Raw genomic sequence first — 17,729 nt, forward strand, 5'->3', positions numbered from 1 at the left:
GGCCGCGGGTCTGAGCGGTTGCCGGATCCTTTGCCGTGACTTGGAACGTTCGGCGGCCGCGTGCCCGGCGACCTGCACGTTTACCGGGTTACAGTGTCGAGACGTTTCTGCTCTCCCGTTCCGTGCGCCATATCGTTCAGGTGATTCTCTGTGGAATACATAGTCGTCGCGATTTCCGCGATGATGCTTGTCTTTCTTGTCCAGACTTTCCTGAACGGAGACGTGGCGTGGCGGGCCCTGCGGGTGCTGCTCCTGGCGTTCGTCGTACGGTTGGTCATCCATGTCCTGGTCGTGCGGAGTGGTCTGCTGCCGTACGGGGGCGACAACTACACGTACGAGTACAGGGCACTGGAGGTCGTCGCGTACTGGCAACGTGAGGGCTTCCAGTTCGTCACCTCCGATCAGATCAGCTCCCTCGACGGCGTGGCGGTGCCGTGCAATCTCTTCGCGCTCATCTTCTACGTGTGCGACGGCCCGGCCCTCCTGGCATGCACGTCTGTGATCGCGCTCATCGCGTGCGCGCTGTGCATCGTCATGTACAGATTCGCCAGGATCATCGGCGCCGACGAACGCGCCTCCTACCGGCTTCTCGTCCTGACGGCGTTCATGCCCGCGTTCCTGCTGCACACGTCGGACACGTTCAAAGACGGTTTCAATGTGTTCTGCGTCGTGGCGTGCCTGGGACTGGCCGCGTCGAACGTCCAGAGATTCGACATCCGGAAACTGCTGCTGCTCCTGCCGCTGCTGTGGGCTCTGTGGCACGTGCGCCCCTACATGGTGTTCATGTGCGGGCTGCCTCTGGTCCTCGGCTTCGTCGGGGCCAGGCGCGCTCTCCCGTTGTGCGCCCTCGCCCTTCTCACCGGGCTGCTGGTGCCCGTCATGTTCTTTCCCGAAGCGACGCAGAACGCGGTGGTCGAACCGATGCAGGCGCAGCTTGAACGCGGGCAGTCGGAGACGGTCCGCCTCGCGAACGCGGAGGGGGGTTCCGGGGTCGTCTTCGAAGACGGCGGGAACCCGTGGAGTGCGTTCGCGCCGAAGCTCGCCTACACACTGCTGTCACCGTTTCCCTGGATGGGCGGAAGCGCTGTGTTGCAGCTCGCGAAAATCGAAACGCTGCTCTGGTATTACCTGCTCTTCTGCGGGGTGTGTGGAGCGCGTCAGCTGTGGGGCCGGCATCGGAGAACGCTGATGATGATGCTTCTCTTCATCGTGCCCTCCACGATTGTGTACGCGACGAGCATGTCCAACGTCGGTCTCATCTTCCGGCAGCGGATGCCGATCGTCATGGTCGTGAGCCTGCTGGCCGCGGTCGCCTGGACCAAGGCCGCGCGGCGACGAGAAGAGGACCGGAGCGATCGCCTCGGGTGTCGCGGTCAGGGAACCTGCTGCGGCGCGCTTTCCGCTCGCGGCGTCTCCTCACCGGAGTCGGCGGCGGAGACCGGTGCCCTGCGCAGATCGGCAAGGCGCGGCACCAGTTCGGACGCGGACATCCGTGCCGATCGCAGGAACCACGCCGTCTCCAGTGACGCCAGCAGCGTGTAGGCCACGGTCGACGCGAGCGCCGCGCCGACCGCTCCCCACTGCGGAATCGCCACCAGGTTGAGGAGCAGGTTCACCGCCAGCGCCCCACAGGAGATCGCCGTCATCGTGATCGGCCGGCCGAGCCGCACCAGGTACTGTTCGACCGGCCGTACCAGGGTCAGCGCGACCGCGCCGGGAGCGAGCACCAGCAGGGGAGCCACACTCGTGGCGAAGGCCTCGCCGTACACCAGCGGGATCAGCCAGGGAGAGGCGGCGGCGACCAGCCCGAGGAAGACTGTGGAAATGAGCAGGGTGAGCCGCAGCGTGTGGGCGGTGACCCGCTCCGCCTCGAGTGCTCCGCTGACGGCCTGTCTCGGAAGGACGACCTGAGTGATCGAGTCCGCGGGGATCCGGGCCAGGCTCGTGACCGTCACGGCCACCGTGTAGAGACCCACGGTGGCCGCGGAGTCCATCGCGCTCAGCAGGAAGATGTCCGCGCTGAGAAGGAAGCTGTACGCCACGAGCCCGACGTGGTAGCGGCCAGAAAGGCTGACCTGGCGCCGTACGAGACTCCTCTCACAGCGCGGGGAGATCGGCCACAGGGCCCGGAGCGAGATGAAGAACGGCACGACGGTGGACGCGGCCCAGCAGATGACCACGCTCGTGATGGTGACGTGCCCGGCCGCCGCGAGGGCGAGAATGGGCAGGCATTGCACCATCGAGGCGATCACCGTGGCCTGGTTGACCGCCTTCCGTTGCGACCGCAGCAGCAGGATCGCGGTGAAATTCACGGAAGCGCTGCCGAACGGGATGGCGAGCAGCGCCGTCGCCCACAGCGGAAATGTGCCGGGCAGGTCGTTCACCATGACGAATCCGGCCGTGGCCAGCGCCGCGAATGACCCGAGGGACATGCCGAGGACCAGCGCGTTCGTGATGAGCGGCCGGTGGCGGGAGAGGTCCGGCCAGAAGGCGATCTGCGACTTCTCCAGCGACAGGTGGCCCACGACGATGGCGGCGCCGGCCGTCGTCGCTATCACGGAATAGACGCCCCTGCCCTCGGGCTGCAGGGTGCGCGCGATGAGCACCCCCGTCACCGCTCCCAGGGCCAGCCGCAGCACGCGGCTGGCCAGGATGCCGGCGACGGCGGTCAGGGAGGAGCTCATGACCGGGACACGGAGCCGGCTACCTCGCACATCGTTCCTCGAGCAGGCGACGGTAGAGGGCGACGTGCTCGTCGACCATCATGTCGAGGTCGAGGTTCTTGCGCGCCCACGCACGTGCCGCGGTTGCGAGTCCGGCCGCGAACTCCTGGTCGTCCAGCACGCGCAGGATCCCGTCGCTCAGCGCCGCGGCGTCCGCGGGAGGGACGAGGACACCGCGGTCCTCGAGCAGTTCGGGGTTGCCGTCGATGGCCGTCGCGACGACAGGCCGGCCGGCGGCCATCGCCTCCATGATCGCGTTGCTCAAGCCCTCGGCGGTCGAGGGGAGCACCACCACGTCGGCCCCGGCCAGCAGCGGCCGCACGTCCATCCGGGTGCCCAGGAAACGGACATCGACGCCGAGCGCACGTGTCCGCGCTTCGAGGTTCTCCCGCTCGGCGCCGTCGCCCACGAGCGCGACCGTACAGGGGCGTCCTCGACGGGACAGGATGGCGGCGGCGTCGATGAGGAATCGATGCCCCTTTTCCGGGCGCAGCCCGGCCACGCACACCACGACCGGCAGCCGGGTGTCGATGAGCTCAGGCTCCACCGGGTCGAACGCCGAACGGGAAAGCCCGTTGTAGATCACACTGATTTTGTGTGCGGGGATGCGCTCGACCGTACGGGCGTCCCGCGCGACGGCCACCGCGTTGGCGACCACGTGATCCGCGAGGTGAGTGACCATGGTGCCGATTTCGAAGGCCCAGTTGCGCTTCTTGAAGTTACTCACGCCGCGTCGCCCCGAGACCATCACGGGGACCCGGGCCAGGCGCGCGGCAGGCGTCCCAAGTAGGTAGCTCTCCATCAGGAACGCGTGCAGGACGTCGGGCTCGAAGCGGCGCAGCAGACGCACCATGCGACAGAAGGCCCGGATGTTCCGTACCGGCGCCAGCGGGCCGGACGACCACGGGACGAAGCCGAGGTGGTGCACCGCGATGCCGGCGTCGCGCAACGTCGCCTCGTGGGGCCCGCCTCTGGTCAGCAGGAGCACGCACACTTCGACGCCCCGCGCCCGCAGTTCGAGCGCGAGCAGGGTCAGTTGCCTCTCAGCGCCTCCCAGTCCCAGTTGTCCGTTGAGGAGCGCGACGCGCTGGAGATCGGCTTGCTTTCTCGGAGACACGGCGGAACCTCTCCCTTGCTGCTCTCTGTGCTGAATTGATCGTGCTCAGCGGTTCCCGGCTCGAGGGCAACCCGTCTGCGCCCCGATGAGTCCGCTCGGCTCGGCGTGCGCGCGGTGCCACAGCTCGAACTGGAGCAGGGCCCACAGGTGGTCGCTGTGGTCGGCGCCGCTCGCGTGCCGCAGCAGGAGGTTCCGTACGGCCGCCGGCTGGAACAGGCCCCTGCTCCGCGCGGTGTCGTCGGTGAGCACGTCATGGGCGAGGTCGCGCAGCTCGCCGCGGAGCCACGCGGCGAGCGGAACACCGAACCCCTGCTTCGGACAGCGCAGCAGTTCGGGAGGCAGCCAGGGCGCGACCGCGCGCTTGAGCAGCAGCTTCGTGCGGCCGCCGCGGATATGCAGGCCCCCGGGAAGGGATGCCGCCCACTCCATCAGGTGATGGTCGAGGAACGGCGATCTCGCCTCCAGAGAGTTGGCCATCGTTGTGGTGTCCACCTTGACGAGCAGGTCACCGGGCAGGTAGCTCATGACGTCCACATCGAGGACGCGCCCGAGGTCGGTGCCCGCCGAGGAGTCGCGGTAGATCGCCTCAAGGAGCAGGTGGCTGTCCGTCCCCGCGAGCCGGTCGCGTAGCGCGTCGCTGTAGACGCCGGCCTTCTGGTCCGATGTGAAGCAGGACATGAGGGTGGCGTAGCGACGGGTGGGATGCTCCGCCGCGAACCGCATCAACCGGCCGAGTCGCCGGAGAGACGACCGTGCGTGGCTCCGCCGGATGATGAGATCGCCGACCCGCGTGGACACCGCCGCGAGCGGGCGGGGCAGGGTGGGGATCCTTCGGGCCTGGTTCATCAGGGCGTACCGCTGGTAGCCGCCGAAGCATTCGTCGCCTCCGTCGCCGTTGAGGGCCACGGTTACGTGCCTGCGGCTGAGCTGCGCGACGTAGAAGCTGGGGATGGCGGACGAGTCGGCGAAGGGTTCGTCGAACTGCCATGCCAGGCGCGGCAGGATGTCGAGCAGGTCGGTGGACACCACCAGTTCGTGGTGGTCCGTGCCATACCGGTCGGCGACCATCCGGGCCTTGCTCCGCTCGTCGTACCTGCTGTCTTCGAAACCGACGCAGAAGGTCTTCACGGGTTCGGAGCTCTGCAGGGCCATGGCGGCGACGACGGCGGAGGAGTCGATGCCGCCGGAGAGGAACGCGCCGATGGGACGCTCGCTGACCATGCGGATCCTGGTCGCTTCCAGCAGGAGATCCCGGAGTTGTTCCTCGGCCTCCCGCTCGTCCACCCTGCCGTCTCCGGTCCGGTCGAGGCTCCAGTAGCGGCGTACCGTGACCCTGCCCCGCTCCCAGATGAGCAGGTGACCCGGCGAGAGCTTCCGCACCCCCTCATAGATCGACCAGGGGGCGGGGACGTACTGGTAGGTCAGGTAGTGGTGCAGGGCGACGGGGTCGATGTCGCGGGCCATGCGGTGGTCCTGGGTGAGGGATTTGAGTTCGGAGGCGAAGTGGATGGTGGTGTCGTCTGCCCGCCAGTAAAGGGGTTTCTTCCCCACGCGGTCTCTGGCGAGGAGGAGGCGTTGGCGGGTGCGGTCCCAGATGGCGAAGGCGAACATGCCGCGAAGCCGGTGGACGAGATCGGCGCCGTGCTCTTCGTAGAGGTGAACGAGGGTTTCCGAGTCGCCTCGGCCGTGAAGGCGGTGTCCCTTGGCGGCGAGCTCGCGGCGGAGCTCCGGGTAGTTGTAGATCTCGCCGTTGAAGACGGCGACGATGGTCTCGTCTTCGTTGCAGACGGGCTGGTCGCCGGTGGCGATGTCGATTATGGCCAGGCGGCGCATGCCGAGTGAGGCGTGCCGGTCGTCGTGGTAGCCGGCGCCGTCGGGACCGCGGTGGACGATCACATCGCACATACGGCGGACCAGGTCGGGGTCCGGGGTCAGCGTGGACGCCGTTCCGGCTATCCCGCACATCGATCCTCCAGTCGCCGCTTGTAAGGGTTCGGATGCCGCGGTTCCCGGTGGCTGAGCCGTTCGGGATGCCTGTCGACGAGAAGACGGACGGCGCGGTGTCAGTTTGGCGGCGTGCGGAGAGGCGAGGGGGACCGACGTTCGCGTGCGGCGGTGTCCTTGCCAGGGCTTTACAGACCTCCGAAGCATGCTCGCGGAATCCGCTCACCCCGGTTTCCATGGCGGGTTCGGCCACCTTGCACGACACGCCCGCGCCGTCGTCGAATCGGCGGCTTCAGATCCCTTGACTTCTAAAGTCGGCGGGTAGCTCGATTCGAAGTCACGGGGGTCCTGGAATGGGAGAGAAACTGGTCGTGATCGGCCAGGGATACGTCGGCCTGCCTCTCGCGATGCGTGCGGTCGAAGCCGGGTTCGACGTGGTGGGGATCGACCTGGACGACCGGCGGGTGAAGTGCCTCAACGCCGCCGAGAGCTATGTCGAGGACATCGCCGACGAGGCGCTGGCCGCGGCCCTCGGGTCGGGCAGGTACCTCGCCACCGCCGGCTACGACGCCGCGGAAGGGTTCGACGTCTGTGTCATCACGGTGCCGACACCCCTGCGCGAGGGTGCCCCCGACCTTCGCCACATCGCCTCGGCCGGTCGGTCCATCGCCCCGTTCGTACGGCACGGCGCCACCGTGGTCCTGGAGTCCACCACCTATCCCGGGACCACGCAGGAGTATCTGCGCCCGATTCTCGAGGAGGGCTCGGGGCTGCGGACCCCTGAGAACTTCTTCCTCGGCTACAGTCCGGAGCGGATCGACCCGGGCAACGGTCGCTGGCGGCTGGAGAACACCCCGAAGGTCGTGTCGGGCCTCGACCAGGCCTCCCTCGTCCGGATCCAGGCGTTCTACGGCGCCATCGTCGAGCAGGTCGTCCCGGTGTCGTCCATCCAGGTGGCCGAGCTGTGCAAGCTGCTGGAGAACACGTTCCGGCACGTCAACATCGCTCTGGTGAACGAGCTGTCGATCTTCGCCCGGCAACTCGCGATCGACGTCTGGGAGGCCATCGAGGCCGCCTCGACGAAACCGTTCGGCTACATGCGCTTCACGCCGGGGCCGGGCGTGGGCGGGCACTGCCTGCCGATCGACCCGTCGTACCTGTCCTGGAAGGTCAAGCGCAGCCTCGGGCACGATTTCCGGTTCGTCCAACTGGCCAACGACATCAACGACCACATGCCGGAGCATGTGGTCCACCGGCTGACCCTCGCGCTGAACCGGCGGTCCAAGCCGATCAAGGGGAGCCGAGTGCTGCTGTTCGGTCTCGCGTACAAGAAGAACACCCGCGACTGTCGTGAGTCTCCCGCGATCGAGGTGGCCCGCGCCCTGGCCAGGCTCGGTGCCGAGGTGCGGGCCGCCGATCCGCACGTCGACCTCACACAGCTGCCGGCCGGGCTGGAAATAGAGATCACCGACGTGACGCACCGCGAGCTGGCCGCGGCCGACGCGGTCGTGATCCTCGCCGACCACGACTGTTTCGACTACGAGATGGTCCAACGGGCCAGCGCGTTCGTCTTCGACACGCGCGACCGGTGCCGGGGTTCCAACGTGGAACGGCTCTGACCGGGGGCCGGTCACTCCCTGCACGTTCAGGACGGCGAGATCTCACGGGTGGCCAGGGGAGCGCATCGCGCGTTCACGCACGCACCCGTGGCCAGGTCGAAGGCGAAGTTGTGACTGAGGCAGTGGATCTTTCCGTCCTCGATGACGGCGCTGATCGACAGGTCCTCGCCCGCGTGTGGACAGTACCTGGCGATCTCGAACGCCCGGTCGCCATCGGTGACGGTGATGCGTTCGGTCTCGTCCCTGCCGGTCTCGTATTCCTCGACGGCCTCCAGGGCCGGTGCGTTGGCGTGCTTGAGCAGCCCGACCAGGTAGCCGTTGTACACGTCGGGGTCGCGGCCCAGGCGAATCCGAAAGGAGAGCAGCAGGTCTTCCCATGCGAGGTCGCCGGCCAGGATGGGCTCGACCCAGCGCCCCCGCACGGTGATCGTGTAACCGGGCCGTTCGGTGGTCGCCGGGCCGATGGCCAGGCCGTCCGCATTCATCCGGACGTCCCAGACTCCGCCGTTCGGCCCTGTGATCTCGAAACGGACCGTCATGTCGATGTGCTCGAGGAAGTAGTCGCTGAGCGTGCCCAGCCGGGTGAAGTGGTTGACGAAGCGCTCGGGGAAGCCGGGGCCCGGTTCGGGGTACTCGACCCGGATCTTCTCGAGGACCTCCGCCCGATCCTCGGCGTAGCGCCGGATGTACTCCTCGACTCCCTCGGTGAAGCTGAACTCCGCCGAAACGGGATCACGTGTGATCTCGCCGGTCCTGAGATCGAGGCGATCACCCGGCTTCAATGTCTCCCAGGCCTGGCCGGGCAGGTGCTCGCTCAGCCAGTTCCTGGCGGCTTCCGGGTGGACGAAGGCCCCGTGCTCGGTGTCCAGCACCCGGTTCAGGTCGCGCAACTCCGGGTCGAGATAGCATGGCGGGCCGGCGAAGGGAAGGGCGAGTTCCGGTTCTGTGGCACGCACCAGACGGTGAACGGCACGCAGCTTGATCATCCGCTTCTCCATGGCGATGCGCCGCTCCTCCTCCGCCGGGTACGAGTAGCACATCGGATGCCAGGCCGACGAGGACGCCTGCACGGCCATGACGTCGAGCCGGCCGCCTGCCAGGTGCTTGGCGCGGCGTGCCTGCGACGCGGTCAACTTGGCGTCGTTGCAATTCAGTACCGATCTGCCCTCGGTCACGATGAGGAACCCCGAGTCATGGAACATCGGAGACAGTTGGGGGATGGTCATGATCCATGAGCCGCCGTTGTCCAGCGGAAAAGGCTCCCATGAATTGATTTTGATGATTCTGTCGACTCCGGACTCGCGAATCCGGTTGGCGAATGTGTCCGATGGATATGCGGGGATCAGCACCGTGGTTTCGTCGCTGAGCTGCTCCAGAAACCAGGAGTCCATGTGGTCGAGATGTTCATGTGAGATCGCCACATAGGTCGCCGAGGTCAGGCTCTTGATGTCGAGATGATCGTTACGGGGAAACTGGAACCACGATCCCATATAGGCTCCGTATGGACTCATCCAGGGGTCGAAGACCAAGGTGAACGTGGAGGTTTCGATGAAGAGCCCGGCGTGGCCGATGGAGGTGAGCGTCGCCATGTGCCTCGATCTTCCTTACCCGGGCATCAATGGAACGCCCATGCCCGCTAGGCCATCAGATGGTTTACTCCTGAAGTCGAAGTCAATCATGCGATGTGAGTGGCCGAGCGGGTGTTTCGGAATCTCGAACTAAGAATACCGTAAAGATAAATAAAGCCGAGTGGGTGAAGGGCAATGCCAATCGGCTGAGGTGATAAATCCTACGATGTGCGGATTGTTCGACCGCTTCGACTACGAACTGGTCCGGCGGGAGAGCGTTTTCGCGTTCGGCCGCGGCGACCGTTGCGCAAGGCCCGGTGCCGAACGCCTCCGATCGCGAACAGCGCCTCTTCGGGCCGCCCACGCGGCCCCCGCGATCGCGATCGACGTGGGAAGCAGCAGTCCTGCGACGATGGTGCCGCTGCCTCGCCCGCAGGTCAGGGCGGTCGCCGCGGCGGCGAGGACGAACCCGGTGAACGGCGAGGCGGACGGGCCCAGCCGGCTTCCCCGGCCCGCGAGGCAGGCGCAGGCCAGCGCCGCGAGCAGTGCGCCGGGCAGTACGGCATGGGCCGGCTGGGACGAGGCGAGCGCCGCGCAGGCGAGGCAGGCGGCCGTCACCGCCGCGGCGCTCACGGCGGCACGGTCGAACCGGTCGAACCGGTCGAGCAGGGCGAAGCCGTTCGTCACGGCCACCGTCCACATCACGGTGACCGGCCCGTCCGGCAGTTCGCCGGTCAGGGTGATCTGCAGACCGCACAGCACGATCCCGCCGGCGGCCAGCGACTGCACGCTCAGCCGGGTTAGCGCGGGGAGCGGTGAGATCTCATCGATGACGCCGAGCACGGCGACCGCCCACGCCGCCAGCAGGATCGGGGCGACCCGCCAGTCGGCGGAACCGGAGGCTGCCACCGGCGCCGTGGTGATCGCCGCGATCGCGACGCCCCTCATCGGCGGGCGCCTCATCGCGGCACGCCGCACAGCGACCGGTAGAGCGCCTCGGTGTCGGTGACGAGCCGGTCGACCCCGAACGCCCGCGTCGTCCACCGGCGGGCCGCCTCGCCCATCCGCCGGGCCAGGCTGGGATCCTTCAGCAGGCGTACGGTGTGGTCGGTCAGTTCCGCCACGTCGGGGTCGGCCAGCAGGCCGGTCCGCCGGTCCCTGACGACCTCGTCGACGCTGCCCATCCGGGTGGACACGACGGGGACCCCGGCCATTCCGGCCTCGACAAGTGCCAGCGGCGTGCCCTCGTTGTCGGAGGTCAGCAGCAGCACGTCGGCCGCCGCGTACACGGTCTCCACGTCGCGGCGCCAGCCCAGCAGGCGGAAGGAGTCCCAGACCGGGCGGATCGCCCGCTCCACCTCCTCCCTGAGCTCTCCGCCGCCGCAGACGAGGAAGCGGCAGTCGGGCATCCGCTCCAGGACCTCGCGCGCCACCTCCACGAACCGGTCCGGCCGCTTGACCCTGGACAGGCGTCCGACGTAGGCGACGACCGGCACATCGGCCGGGATGCCGAGGGATCGGCGGGCGGCCATGCGATCGGGAATCGGCCCGAGCTGAACGCCCGGCGGGATCACGACGTACTGCTCCAGACGGCCGACGCCGGCGCTCAGCAGGTCGTCCCTGACCTTGAAGCCGCCGGTGACCAGCCGGTCGCATCCCGCCGCGACGAACCGTGCCGCGACGAACCGCTGCGGCCGGACGCGCAGCGACCGTCTGAGCCGTGAGGGGCGGCCGCGGGGGAGCGGGGTGTGGAACACATGGATGCGCGCGGCGTCGACCCCGGACAGCCGAACCGCCAGCCGTCCCAGCGCCCCCGCCTTGCCGGTCCGGGTATGGACGATGTGCGGCCGGAACTCGCGCATGGCGGCGACCAGCCGGCGGAGTGCGCGGTAGTCGGCAGGCCTGACCGACCGGCCGAGGCCCGGGATCCGGTGAACCGGGATCACCGTGTCGCGCAGGTTCAGGTGGTCACCCTCGCCGCCGTCGACATGGCCGGCGTAGAGGCGGTGGTCGAACTCGTCGGAGTCGAGCCGCTCGCACAGCCCCGCCACCTGGGTGGCGGGGCCGCCGACGTTCATCCGGGCGATGATTTCCATGACACGAATCCGGTTGTCCGGTTTCATGTGGGCTCCTCCCTGATCACGTCGGAGAAGCTAACCCGCCGCCCTATTCCGTCGCGCCCGCTGTCGCGCCGTTTCGTGGAAGGTTTTCCAGATTTCTATCCGCGCCTTGCTTTCGGCCGTTCAACGCTCCGATGTGCCCAGAACCCTGGCGATGAGTTTCTCGACCTTGGCGTCGAGCCGGGAGGCGCGGGTCCAGCCCGCGTAGTGGGCGAGGAAGGAGACCACCTCGCGCAACTCCTCCGGGGTCAGCGTACCGGTGCGCAGGGCCGCGTCGAGCTGGATCTCGATCATGTCGTCCACGCCGTCGCCCACGAGTAGGCCGAGCAGCAGCAGGCGCCGGTCCCGATCGGTGAGCTTCTCTCCGGACCACACCTCCGAGAACATGCGTTCCAGCGCCACCCCGTCCATATGCTCAGCTCCCCACCGGCCAAGGATTGCCTGACATCACGCATGAAGATGTCGTGTTCGAGGTCGCCAGGTGTTACACGCCGGAAAGACAGATCCTGATAACGTGACAGTTCCCGGGCTCAACATCACGACAGCAATCATAATTCGAGCACGATTTGGTCAAATTTGTGGGAATGCCGTGGAACGTGCCTGCGAGGGAGATTTGGGAAAACGGGCATCACTACCTCGTGCATCCGCTGGGACACGACCTGGGCAGAGTTCGGGTTCTGATGGGGGCCGCGCTCGCCGCTTCGCTGCTTTCCGGCTGCGCGGGCCCTCAGTACACGTACGTACGCGACGATGACGGGGCGACCTACTTCAAGGTGCCCGCCCAGTGGCGGAAGGTCGACCAGGAGGCGATCGAGAAGGCCGTCTTCGGAGAGGAGGACCAGTCGGCCCTGCGACGGGCCGTCTGGATCGTGGCCTACGACGCCGACCCGCAGCCGTCGATCAATCATCTGGTGACCGGGGCGTCCGGAGCCGACGACCGGCCGTTCGTGCTCGTCAAGGTGCAGAAGCTCAGCGAGGAACAGCGGAACCAGGCCTCGCTGAACATGCTGCGCAACTCCCTCGGCTTTCCTGTCGCGCTCTCCGACGACGTGCGCCGCCGACTCGACGAGAGCGGGATTTATCCGTACAAGGACTTCAAGCTGCTGACGGACCGGGTGCTGCCGGTCGAGGATGGGGTACGCGGCGTGCGCAGCGTCTTCAACCTGCGGCACGGGATCGGGCCCCCGCAGACGTACGACGAGACCGCCTACCTGTCGGCGGACGGGACGCGGATCTCCAGCCTGGTCGTCCGCTGCTCGCCCGCGTGCCATCGCGAGCGTGCCGCGGAGATCGATCTGATCGCCAAGTCCTTCAAGGTCAAGCGCATCCTCATCCCATGAAGGAGTCCCTCGTATGAGCCTTCGCGCACCGGGGTCCGGTCCCGCCGACCGAGACTCGGCGACCAGGAAGCGACTCGCGCTGTGGGACCGGGTGAAGTTCCTGATCCTGCTCGCCGTCGCGTTCTGCGCGCTGATGTGGAACGACATGGTCGCCTTCCCCGGCCTCATGTCGGCGCACGACGCCCTGGTACGGATGATCGAGAGCTCCTCGTGGGTCCTGTGGCTGGCCGGGATCGAGGCCGCCAGGCAGGCGCACTTCCTGATCAGTGAGCGCTCGGCGGCCTATCACCGGTTCTGGACGCGCCGGGTCTTCGGCGGCTGGAACCGCTGGACGCGCCGCAGGTTCAACGACTGGAACCGCTACCGCATCGCCCGCGCGGCCAAATGGTTCATCTGGATCGCGGTCATCGCGCTCGTGCTCGGCAAGGTGCAGCACGTCTCCCCGCTCGAGGCGCTGTACAGCGTGCCCGCCACGGTCTGGGGGTTCCTGCCCACGGTCCTGCAGGTCGTGCTGCTCATGCTGCTCGCCGTCGGCCAGTTCGTCGCGATCTTCTGGTTCCTGTCACGTGGCGGCGTCGACGTCTACTACCCCGACGACATCAAGACCCGATTCTCCGACGTGTGGGGCCAGGACCACGTCGTCGAACGGGTGAAGGAGAACATCGTCTTCCTGGAGCGGCCCGACGAGATCGAGGCCAAGGGCGGCTACGTGCCGAGCGGCATCCTGCTGTGGGGGCCGCCGGGCACCGGCAAGACCCTGCTCGCCGAGGCGGTGGCCGGCTCCACCGGCAAACCGTACGTCTTCGTGGATCCCGGCGCGTTCATCAACATGTTCTTCGGCGTCGGCGTGCTCAAGGTCAAGTCGCTGTTCCGCAAGCTGCGCAAGCTGGCCCTCCGCTACGGCGGGGTGATCGTCTTCTTCGACGAGGCCGACTCGCTCGGCAACCGCGGCGCGCTGGCCCAGGGCGGACCCGCCGGGCCCGGCGGCGCCGGCGGCTGGGGCCGCGCCGCGTCCGTTCAGGCGGCATCGTTTCAACGGGCCGGCTGCAACGGTTTCGCCTACCTTGACGAGGACACCCGCCACCTGATCGCCAACCGCATGGTGTTCGGCGGCGGTATGGGCGGCGGAGGTGGGATGGGCACGCTCGAGGCGCTGCTCACCGAGATCTCCGGCCTGAAGAAGCCGCGCGGCTTCGTCAACCGGTACGTGCGCCGGCTGCTCGGCATGCGACCCAAGCCGCCGCCGAAGTACCGCATCCTGATCATGATGGCCACCAACCTGCCGGAGGCCCTCGACGAGGCGCTGCTTCGGCCGGGCCGGATCGACCGCATCTACAAGGTCGGCTACCCGTCCAAGGCAGGCCGGATCCGGACCTATCACGGCTACTTCGGCAAGGTCCGGCACGAGCTGACCGACGAGCAGATCGACAAGCTCGCCACGATCACCCCGTACGCCACCGGGGCCACGATCAAGGACCTGGTCAACGAGTCGCTCATCACCGCGATCCGGGACGGCCGCGACGTCATCACCTGGGCCGACGTCATGCGGGCCAAGCGGCTCAAGCAGCTCGGCCCGCCCGAGGACGTCGAGTACATCGAGCGCGAGCGCCACGCGGTGGCGGTGCACGAGGCCTGCCACGCGGTGGTCGCCTACCGCACCCGGCATCACCTTGAGATCGACATCGCGACGATCGAGAAGGGCGCCGACTATCTCGGCATGGTCGCCAGCATCAAGCCCGAGGACCAGTTCACCCGGTGGAGGTCGGAGTACGAGGCGGACATCATGGTCTCCCTCGCCTCTCTGGCGGGCGAACGGATGTTCTTCGGCGAGGACAACTCCTCCGGGGTGTCGGGCGACCTGCAGTCGGCCACCATGCTGACCGGGCTCATGGAGGCGCACTGGGGCATGGGCATCGGCGTGGCCTCGCTCCCGGCGCTGCAGGAGCTGGGACTGCGCGAGGGCAAGGCGGCCCAGCGGCAGTCCGGGGGCGTACGCGACGATCCGCTGCCCGACCTGATCCCCGAGCGGATCGAGCTCAACCTCGCCCGCCTCCTGGACAAGACCGCCGACCTGCTGCGCGACAACCGCCGCGAGGTGCTCGCGGTCGCCCATGCCCTGGAACAGCACAAGACGCTGGGCGGCGACGACGTGGTCGCGGTCATCGAGTGCGCCGGGGGACCGCTCGTCGACGGCAGCGTCTACGGCTCCGACGAGTTCTACGCGGAGATCGAGTCGTACCACGAGGCCGCCGCGCAGGCGCACCGCGGCCACGGCACGGTCCCGGTGGAGCTGCCCGTGCCGCCACGGCGGGAGCTGACCAGAGCATCGGCGGTCGGCTCGGCGCCCGCGGCCGCGGTGGCCACGGCGGCGCCGCCGGTGCTGGTCGCCGCCCCCGCCTTCGTCCGCCACGACGGCTTCGCGACCCGCAACAGCGGGCCGCCGCCGGTGGCGTCCGCTCACGTTCCGGCCAAGTCGTCCGGCGGCACGTTCTGGGCGATCACCGGCGGGGTCGCGGCCGTGCTGCTGCTCGTGCCGCTCGGCATGGTGCTCGCCGAGCCGCCGAAGGACATGCCGAGTGGTCTCGTGCTCGCACTGGCCGTCGCGCTCATCGCGTTGATCACCGGCCTGACCGCGGCCGTCGTGGTGGCACGCGTACAGCGCCGGGCACGCAGGCAGGCCGAGGCGGCCAGGGACCGTGCGGCTGAGCGTGCCCAGCTGCTGGCCGCCGCGATGGATCCGGACGTCGCCATGCGGCTGCTCGGGTACGACGGCCGCCGCGGCCCCGAGTGATCAGATGCGGAAGCCCAGATCGGGCGTGATCTCCGCCACGTCCATCTGGGCCTTCTGCAGGCGGCCCGAGTAGTCCCAGTTCATCGCCTGCCACCGGGTGAACTGGTCGAGCACCCACATTCCACTCTGCCTGCTGCCGTTGCCCGACTTGCCGTTCCCGCCGAACGGCAGGTGGGCCTCGGCGCCCGACGTCGAGTTGTTCACGCTGACCATGCCCGCCGAGATCCCGGAACGGAACCGGAACGCCGCCTTCGGGTCGGTGGTGTAGATCGACGACGACAGTCCGTACCCCGGCCGGTTGGCCAGCTCGATCGCCTCGTCCAGCGTGCCGAACGTGGTCACCCCCACGATCGGGCCGAAGGTCTCCTCCAGGAACAGCCGGTCGTCGGGGCGCACCCCGTCCACGATCACTGGGTGGTAGTAGAGGCCGGTGCCGTCCATCCGGCCGGTGGGCCCGGGCAGCACGGTGTGGTGCGGCCGGATCCAGGTGAGGTACTCCTCGTACCGCTCGGCGAACCTGTGGTCGAGCAGCGGGCCGTACAGCACGTCGCCGGTCGGGTCGCCGATCTTCGCGTTCCGTACGGCCTCGGCGAACCGGCCGAGGAACTCGTCGTGGACGTCCTCGTGCACGATGACCGTGCCGAGCGAGGTGCACCGCTGCCCCGCCGTGCCGAACCCGGAGAACAGCGCGCCCTCGACGGCGAGGTCGAGGTCGGCGTCGGGCATGACGACCATCGGGTTCTTGCCGCCGAGCTCCAGGCACGGCGACTGCAGGTGCCGCCCGCACAGCTCGCCGATCTTCCGGCCCACGGCGCTGGAGCCGGTGAAGCCCACCTTGTGCACGGTGCCATCGGTCAGCGCCAGCTCCAGGCCGTCGTAGGTGTCGGCGCCGGAGGCGAAGACGACGTTCAGCACGCCGGCGGGCAGCCCGGCCGCCGCGAACAGCCGGTAGAGCGCGTGCGCGGAGGCCGCGGCGTACTCGGCGGGCTTCCACACCACGGCGTTGCCGCAGAGCAGGGCGGGCACCAGATACCACGATGGGACGGCCACCGGGAAGTTACCCGCCGTCACGATGGCGGCCACGCCCACCGGCACCCGGAACGTGAACAGGCTCTTGTCCGGCATCTCGCTCGGCACCGTCTGGCCGTACAGGCGGCGGCCCTCGCCGAGGAAGAAGTCGCAGGTGTCCACGATCTCCCGCACCTCGCCCAGCGCCTCGGCGTACGGCTTGCCGATCTCCTCGGTGACCAGCCTGGCCAGCGCCTCGGTGTTGGCCTCGACCAGGCGGCCGATCGACGCGATCACCCGCCCCCGCACCGGCGCCGGGACCCGCGCCCACTCCCGCTGCGCGGCGGCGGCCGTACGGCACGCGCCGGCGAACGTGGCGGCGTCGGCCAGCGCCACGGCCGCGACGGTCTCGTCGGGCCGCGCCGGGTTGATCGACGCATAGGCCGTGCCGGACGCGACGTCCTTGCCCCCGATGACGGAAAAGATCTGACGAGCCACCGCTGACCTCCGGATTTTTTGGTGCCTGGAGCCTCGACTCCACCGTAATCTCCACCCGGCATGCCTGCCTACAAGCCCTCGCGGTGTCGTCGTCGTCGACGCGTCGCGGCACCGGCGAATGTGGTGCAAATCACATTCATCCGCCACTTGGGGCAGCTTAAAGCGTGTTTGAGATGGGTGGTAAGTGCGTCGGACACATTCCGGATCGTCGTCAGAACGCCCAGAGCAGGGTCTGCTCGATGTCGTCGCGCCCCCGCCAACTTGCGGCCATCACCGCGACGGTGACCAGCGGCCGGGTGATGTCTTTGATAAGCCGCTTCCGGCCCCTGATCTTCTTGGCGGCGTTATCGCCGGCGGGGCCGACATCATCGACGCTGAGGGAGTCGGTGATCCCCGCCGAAGGCTGCTCGCGGCCGGCCTGCGGGCGAGCCTTGATGCGCAGTTCGGACAGCAGTTCGGTAATGACCCCTGCCTGTTCCCACTGCTGGAAGTACCAGTACACCGTCTGCCAGGGCGGCAGATCCGTAGGTAGATACCGCCAGGGACAGCCCGACCGCACCACATACAAGACCGCGTTCACGACCTCGCGACGTGGATGCTTTTCCGGACGCCCGCCCGTGTTCGGCTCTGGAAGCAAGGGTTGGATCAGTTCCCACTGCGCGTCCGTCAGATCGGAGGGGTAGCGGCGGGAGGACATATGGCCATTATGACGACCCGTTGGAAGGGGGGCGCGTGGTTACGCGGGACGCCGGTGACCTTCTCAAACACGCCCTCAAATTCTTGCGGACAGTAGTCGACTCCAATTGTCTTGCGGGTGGTCGCCAAGTGGTTGATCACGTACCTGAGCAGTGCTTTCTCCTCTCCTTGCCGTTTTGCTGTCGGACCAGATGATCACTCTCCGCTGACCTTGACGGAGCTTGCTTACCAAGGATTGGGTGCTTTCCGGCGACAGTTTCTGGTACGAGATCATTCCGTAAATATCTGGCATAGTTGGTGGCCGT

The 17,729-nt window shown here is 67.9% G+C and carries 12 protein-coding genes; 3 read left to right on the top strand and 9 right to left on the bottom strand.

The genetic code is table 11. The features are described from left to right. Nucleotides 1–1,373: 1,373 nt before the first annotated feature. From Mth01_RS27615 to asnB, 3 genes are read right to left on the bottom strand one after another with little or no spacing between them, the layout of a single operon-like run. Nucleotides 1,374–2,684: an oligosaccharide flippase family protein gene (locus Mth01_RS27615; protein ID WP_204018895.1), complete on the bottom strand. Its 1,311-nt coding sequence runs from the start codon at nt 2,682–2,684 to the stop codon at nt 1,374–1,376. 19 nt (nt 2,685–2,703) lie between these two features. Beyond that, complete coding sequence (locus tag Mth01_RS27620) at nt 2,704–3,840, bottom strand: glycosyltransferase (protein ID WP_204018896.1); 1,137 nt, start codon at nt 3,838–3,840, stop codon at nt 2,704–2,706. A 45-nt stretch (nt 3,841–3,885) separates the two neighbouring features. Further along, nucleotides 3,886–5,805 carry an asparagine synthase (glutamine-hydrolyzing) gene (asnB, locus tag Mth01_RS27625; protein ID WP_204018897.1) on the bottom strand — a complete coding sequence of 640 codons (1,920 nt, stop codon included), beginning with the start codon at nt 5,803–5,805 and terminating at the stop codon, nt 3,886–3,888. A 332-nt stretch (nt 5,806–6,137) separates the two neighbouring features. On the opposite strand from asnB, the gene Mth01_RS27630 reads away from it, so the two are divergent. After that, a complete protein-coding gene (locus Mth01_RS27630) occupies nt 6,138–7,403 on the top strand; it encodes a nucleotide sugar dehydrogenase (RefSeq protein WP_204018898.1) in 1,266 nt (421 codons plus the stop codon). Between the two features lie 26 nt (nt 7,404–7,429). Here Mth01_RS27630 and Mth01_RS27635 read toward each other — a convergent pair whose 3' ends face one another. From Mth01_RS27635 to Mth01_RS27650, 4 genes are all read right to left on the bottom strand, one after another. Further along, nucleotides 7,430–8,992: a Rieske 2Fe-2S domain-containing protein gene (locus tag Mth01_RS27635; RefSeq protein WP_204018899.1), complete on the bottom strand. Its 1,563-nt coding sequence runs from the start codon at nt 8,990–8,992 to the stop codon at nt 7,430–7,432. A gap of 231 nt (nt 8,993–9,223) precedes the next feature. Continuing rightward, nucleotides 9,224–9,919: an MraY family glycosyltransferase gene (locus Mth01_RS27640; protein WP_204018900.1), complete on the bottom strand. Its 696-nt coding sequence runs from the start codon at nt 9,917–9,919 to the stop codon at nt 9,224–9,226. A gap of 11 nt (nt 9,920–9,930) precedes the next feature. Next, a complete protein-coding gene (locus Mth01_RS27645) occupies nt 9,931–11,094 on the bottom strand; it encodes a glycosyltransferase family 4 protein (RefSeq protein WP_204018901.1) in 1,164 nt (387 codons plus the stop codon). Between the two features lie 120 nt (nt 11,095–11,214). Further along, entirely contained in the window at nt 11,215–11,502 is a 288-nt protein-coding gene (locus Mth01_RS27650) for a carboxymuconolactone decarboxylase family protein (RefSeq protein ID WP_204018902.1), read from the bottom strand. Between the two features lie 227 nt (nt 11,503–11,729). On the opposite strand from Mth01_RS27650, the gene Mth01_RS27655 reads away from it, so the two are divergent. Next, complete coding sequence (locus Mth01_RS27655) at nt 11,730–12,431, top strand: hypothetical protein (protein ID WP_204018903.1); 702 nt, start codon at nt 11,730–11,732, stop codon at nt 12,429–12,431. Between the two features lie 13 nt (nt 12,432–12,444). Then, nucleotides 12,445–15,222, top strand: a complete 2,778-nt coding sequence (locus Mth01_RS27660) for an AAA family ATPase (protein WP_204018904.1) — start codon at nt 12,445–12,447, stop codon at nt 15,220–15,222. Here the strand turns inward: Mth01_RS27660 and Mth01_RS27665 are convergent, their stop codons facing one another. Both Mth01_RS27665 and Mth01_RS27670 read right to left on the bottom strand, forming a co-directional pair. Continuing rightward, nucleotides 15,223–16,728 carry an aldehyde dehydrogenase family protein gene (locus Mth01_RS27665; RefSeq protein WP_204018905.1) on the bottom strand — a complete coding sequence of 502 codons (1,506 nt, stop codon included), beginning with the start codon at nt 16,726–16,728 and terminating at the stop codon, nt 15,223–15,225. Nucleotides 16,729–16,939: 211 nt separating this feature from the next. Then, nucleotides 16,940–17,425: an IS5 family transposase gene (locus Mth01_RS27670; protein ID WP_204018906.1), complete on the bottom strand. Its 486-nt coding sequence runs from the start codon at nt 17,423–17,425 to the stop codon at nt 16,940–16,942. Between the last annotated feature and the right edge of the window lie 304 nt (nt 17,426–17,729).

The sequence above is a fragment of the Sphaerimonospora thailandensis genome (assembly GCF_016863115.1).
In the GTDB taxonomy this organism is placed as follows: Bacteria; Actinomycetota; Actinomycetes; order Streptosporangiales; family Streptosporangiaceae; genus Sphaerimonospora; species Sphaerimonospora cavernae.

Coding starts and splice junctions, on each gene's coding strand:
- Mth01_RS27615 (WP_204018895.1), bottom strand. CDS start 2,684: ATGAGCTCCTCCCTGACCGCCGTCGCCGGCATCCTGGCCAGCCGCGTG.
- asnB (WP_204018897.1), bottom strand. CDS start 5,805: ATGTGCGGGATAGCCGGAACGGCGTCCACGCTGACCCCGGACCCCGAC.
- Mth01_RS27630 (WP_204018898.1), top strand. CDS start 6,138: ATGGGAGAGAAACTGGTCGTGATCGGCCAGGGATACGTCGGCCTGCCT.
- Mth01_RS27635 (WP_204018899.1), bottom strand. CDS start 8,992: ATGGCGACGCTCACCTCCATCGGCCACGCCGGGCTCTTCATCGAAACC.
- Mth01_RS27640 (WP_204018900.1), bottom strand. CDS start 9,919: ATGAGGGGCGTCGCGATCGCGGCGATCACCACGGCGCCGGTGGCAGCC.
- Mth01_RS27645 (WP_204018901.1), bottom strand. CDS start 11,094: ATGAAACCGGACAACCGGATTCGTGTCATGGAAATCATCGCCCGGATG.
- Mth01_RS27650 (WP_204018902.1), bottom strand. CDS start 11,502: ATGGACGGGGTGGCGCTGGAACGCATGTTCTCGGAGGTGTGGTCCGGA.
- Mth01_RS27660 (WP_204018904.1), top strand. CDS start 12,445: ATGAGCCTTCGCGCACCGGGGTCCGGTCCCGCCGACCGAGACTCGGCG.
- Mth01_RS27670 (WP_204018906.1), bottom strand. CDS start 17,425: ATGTCCTCCCGCCGCTACCCCTCCGATCTGACGGACGCGCAGTGGGAA.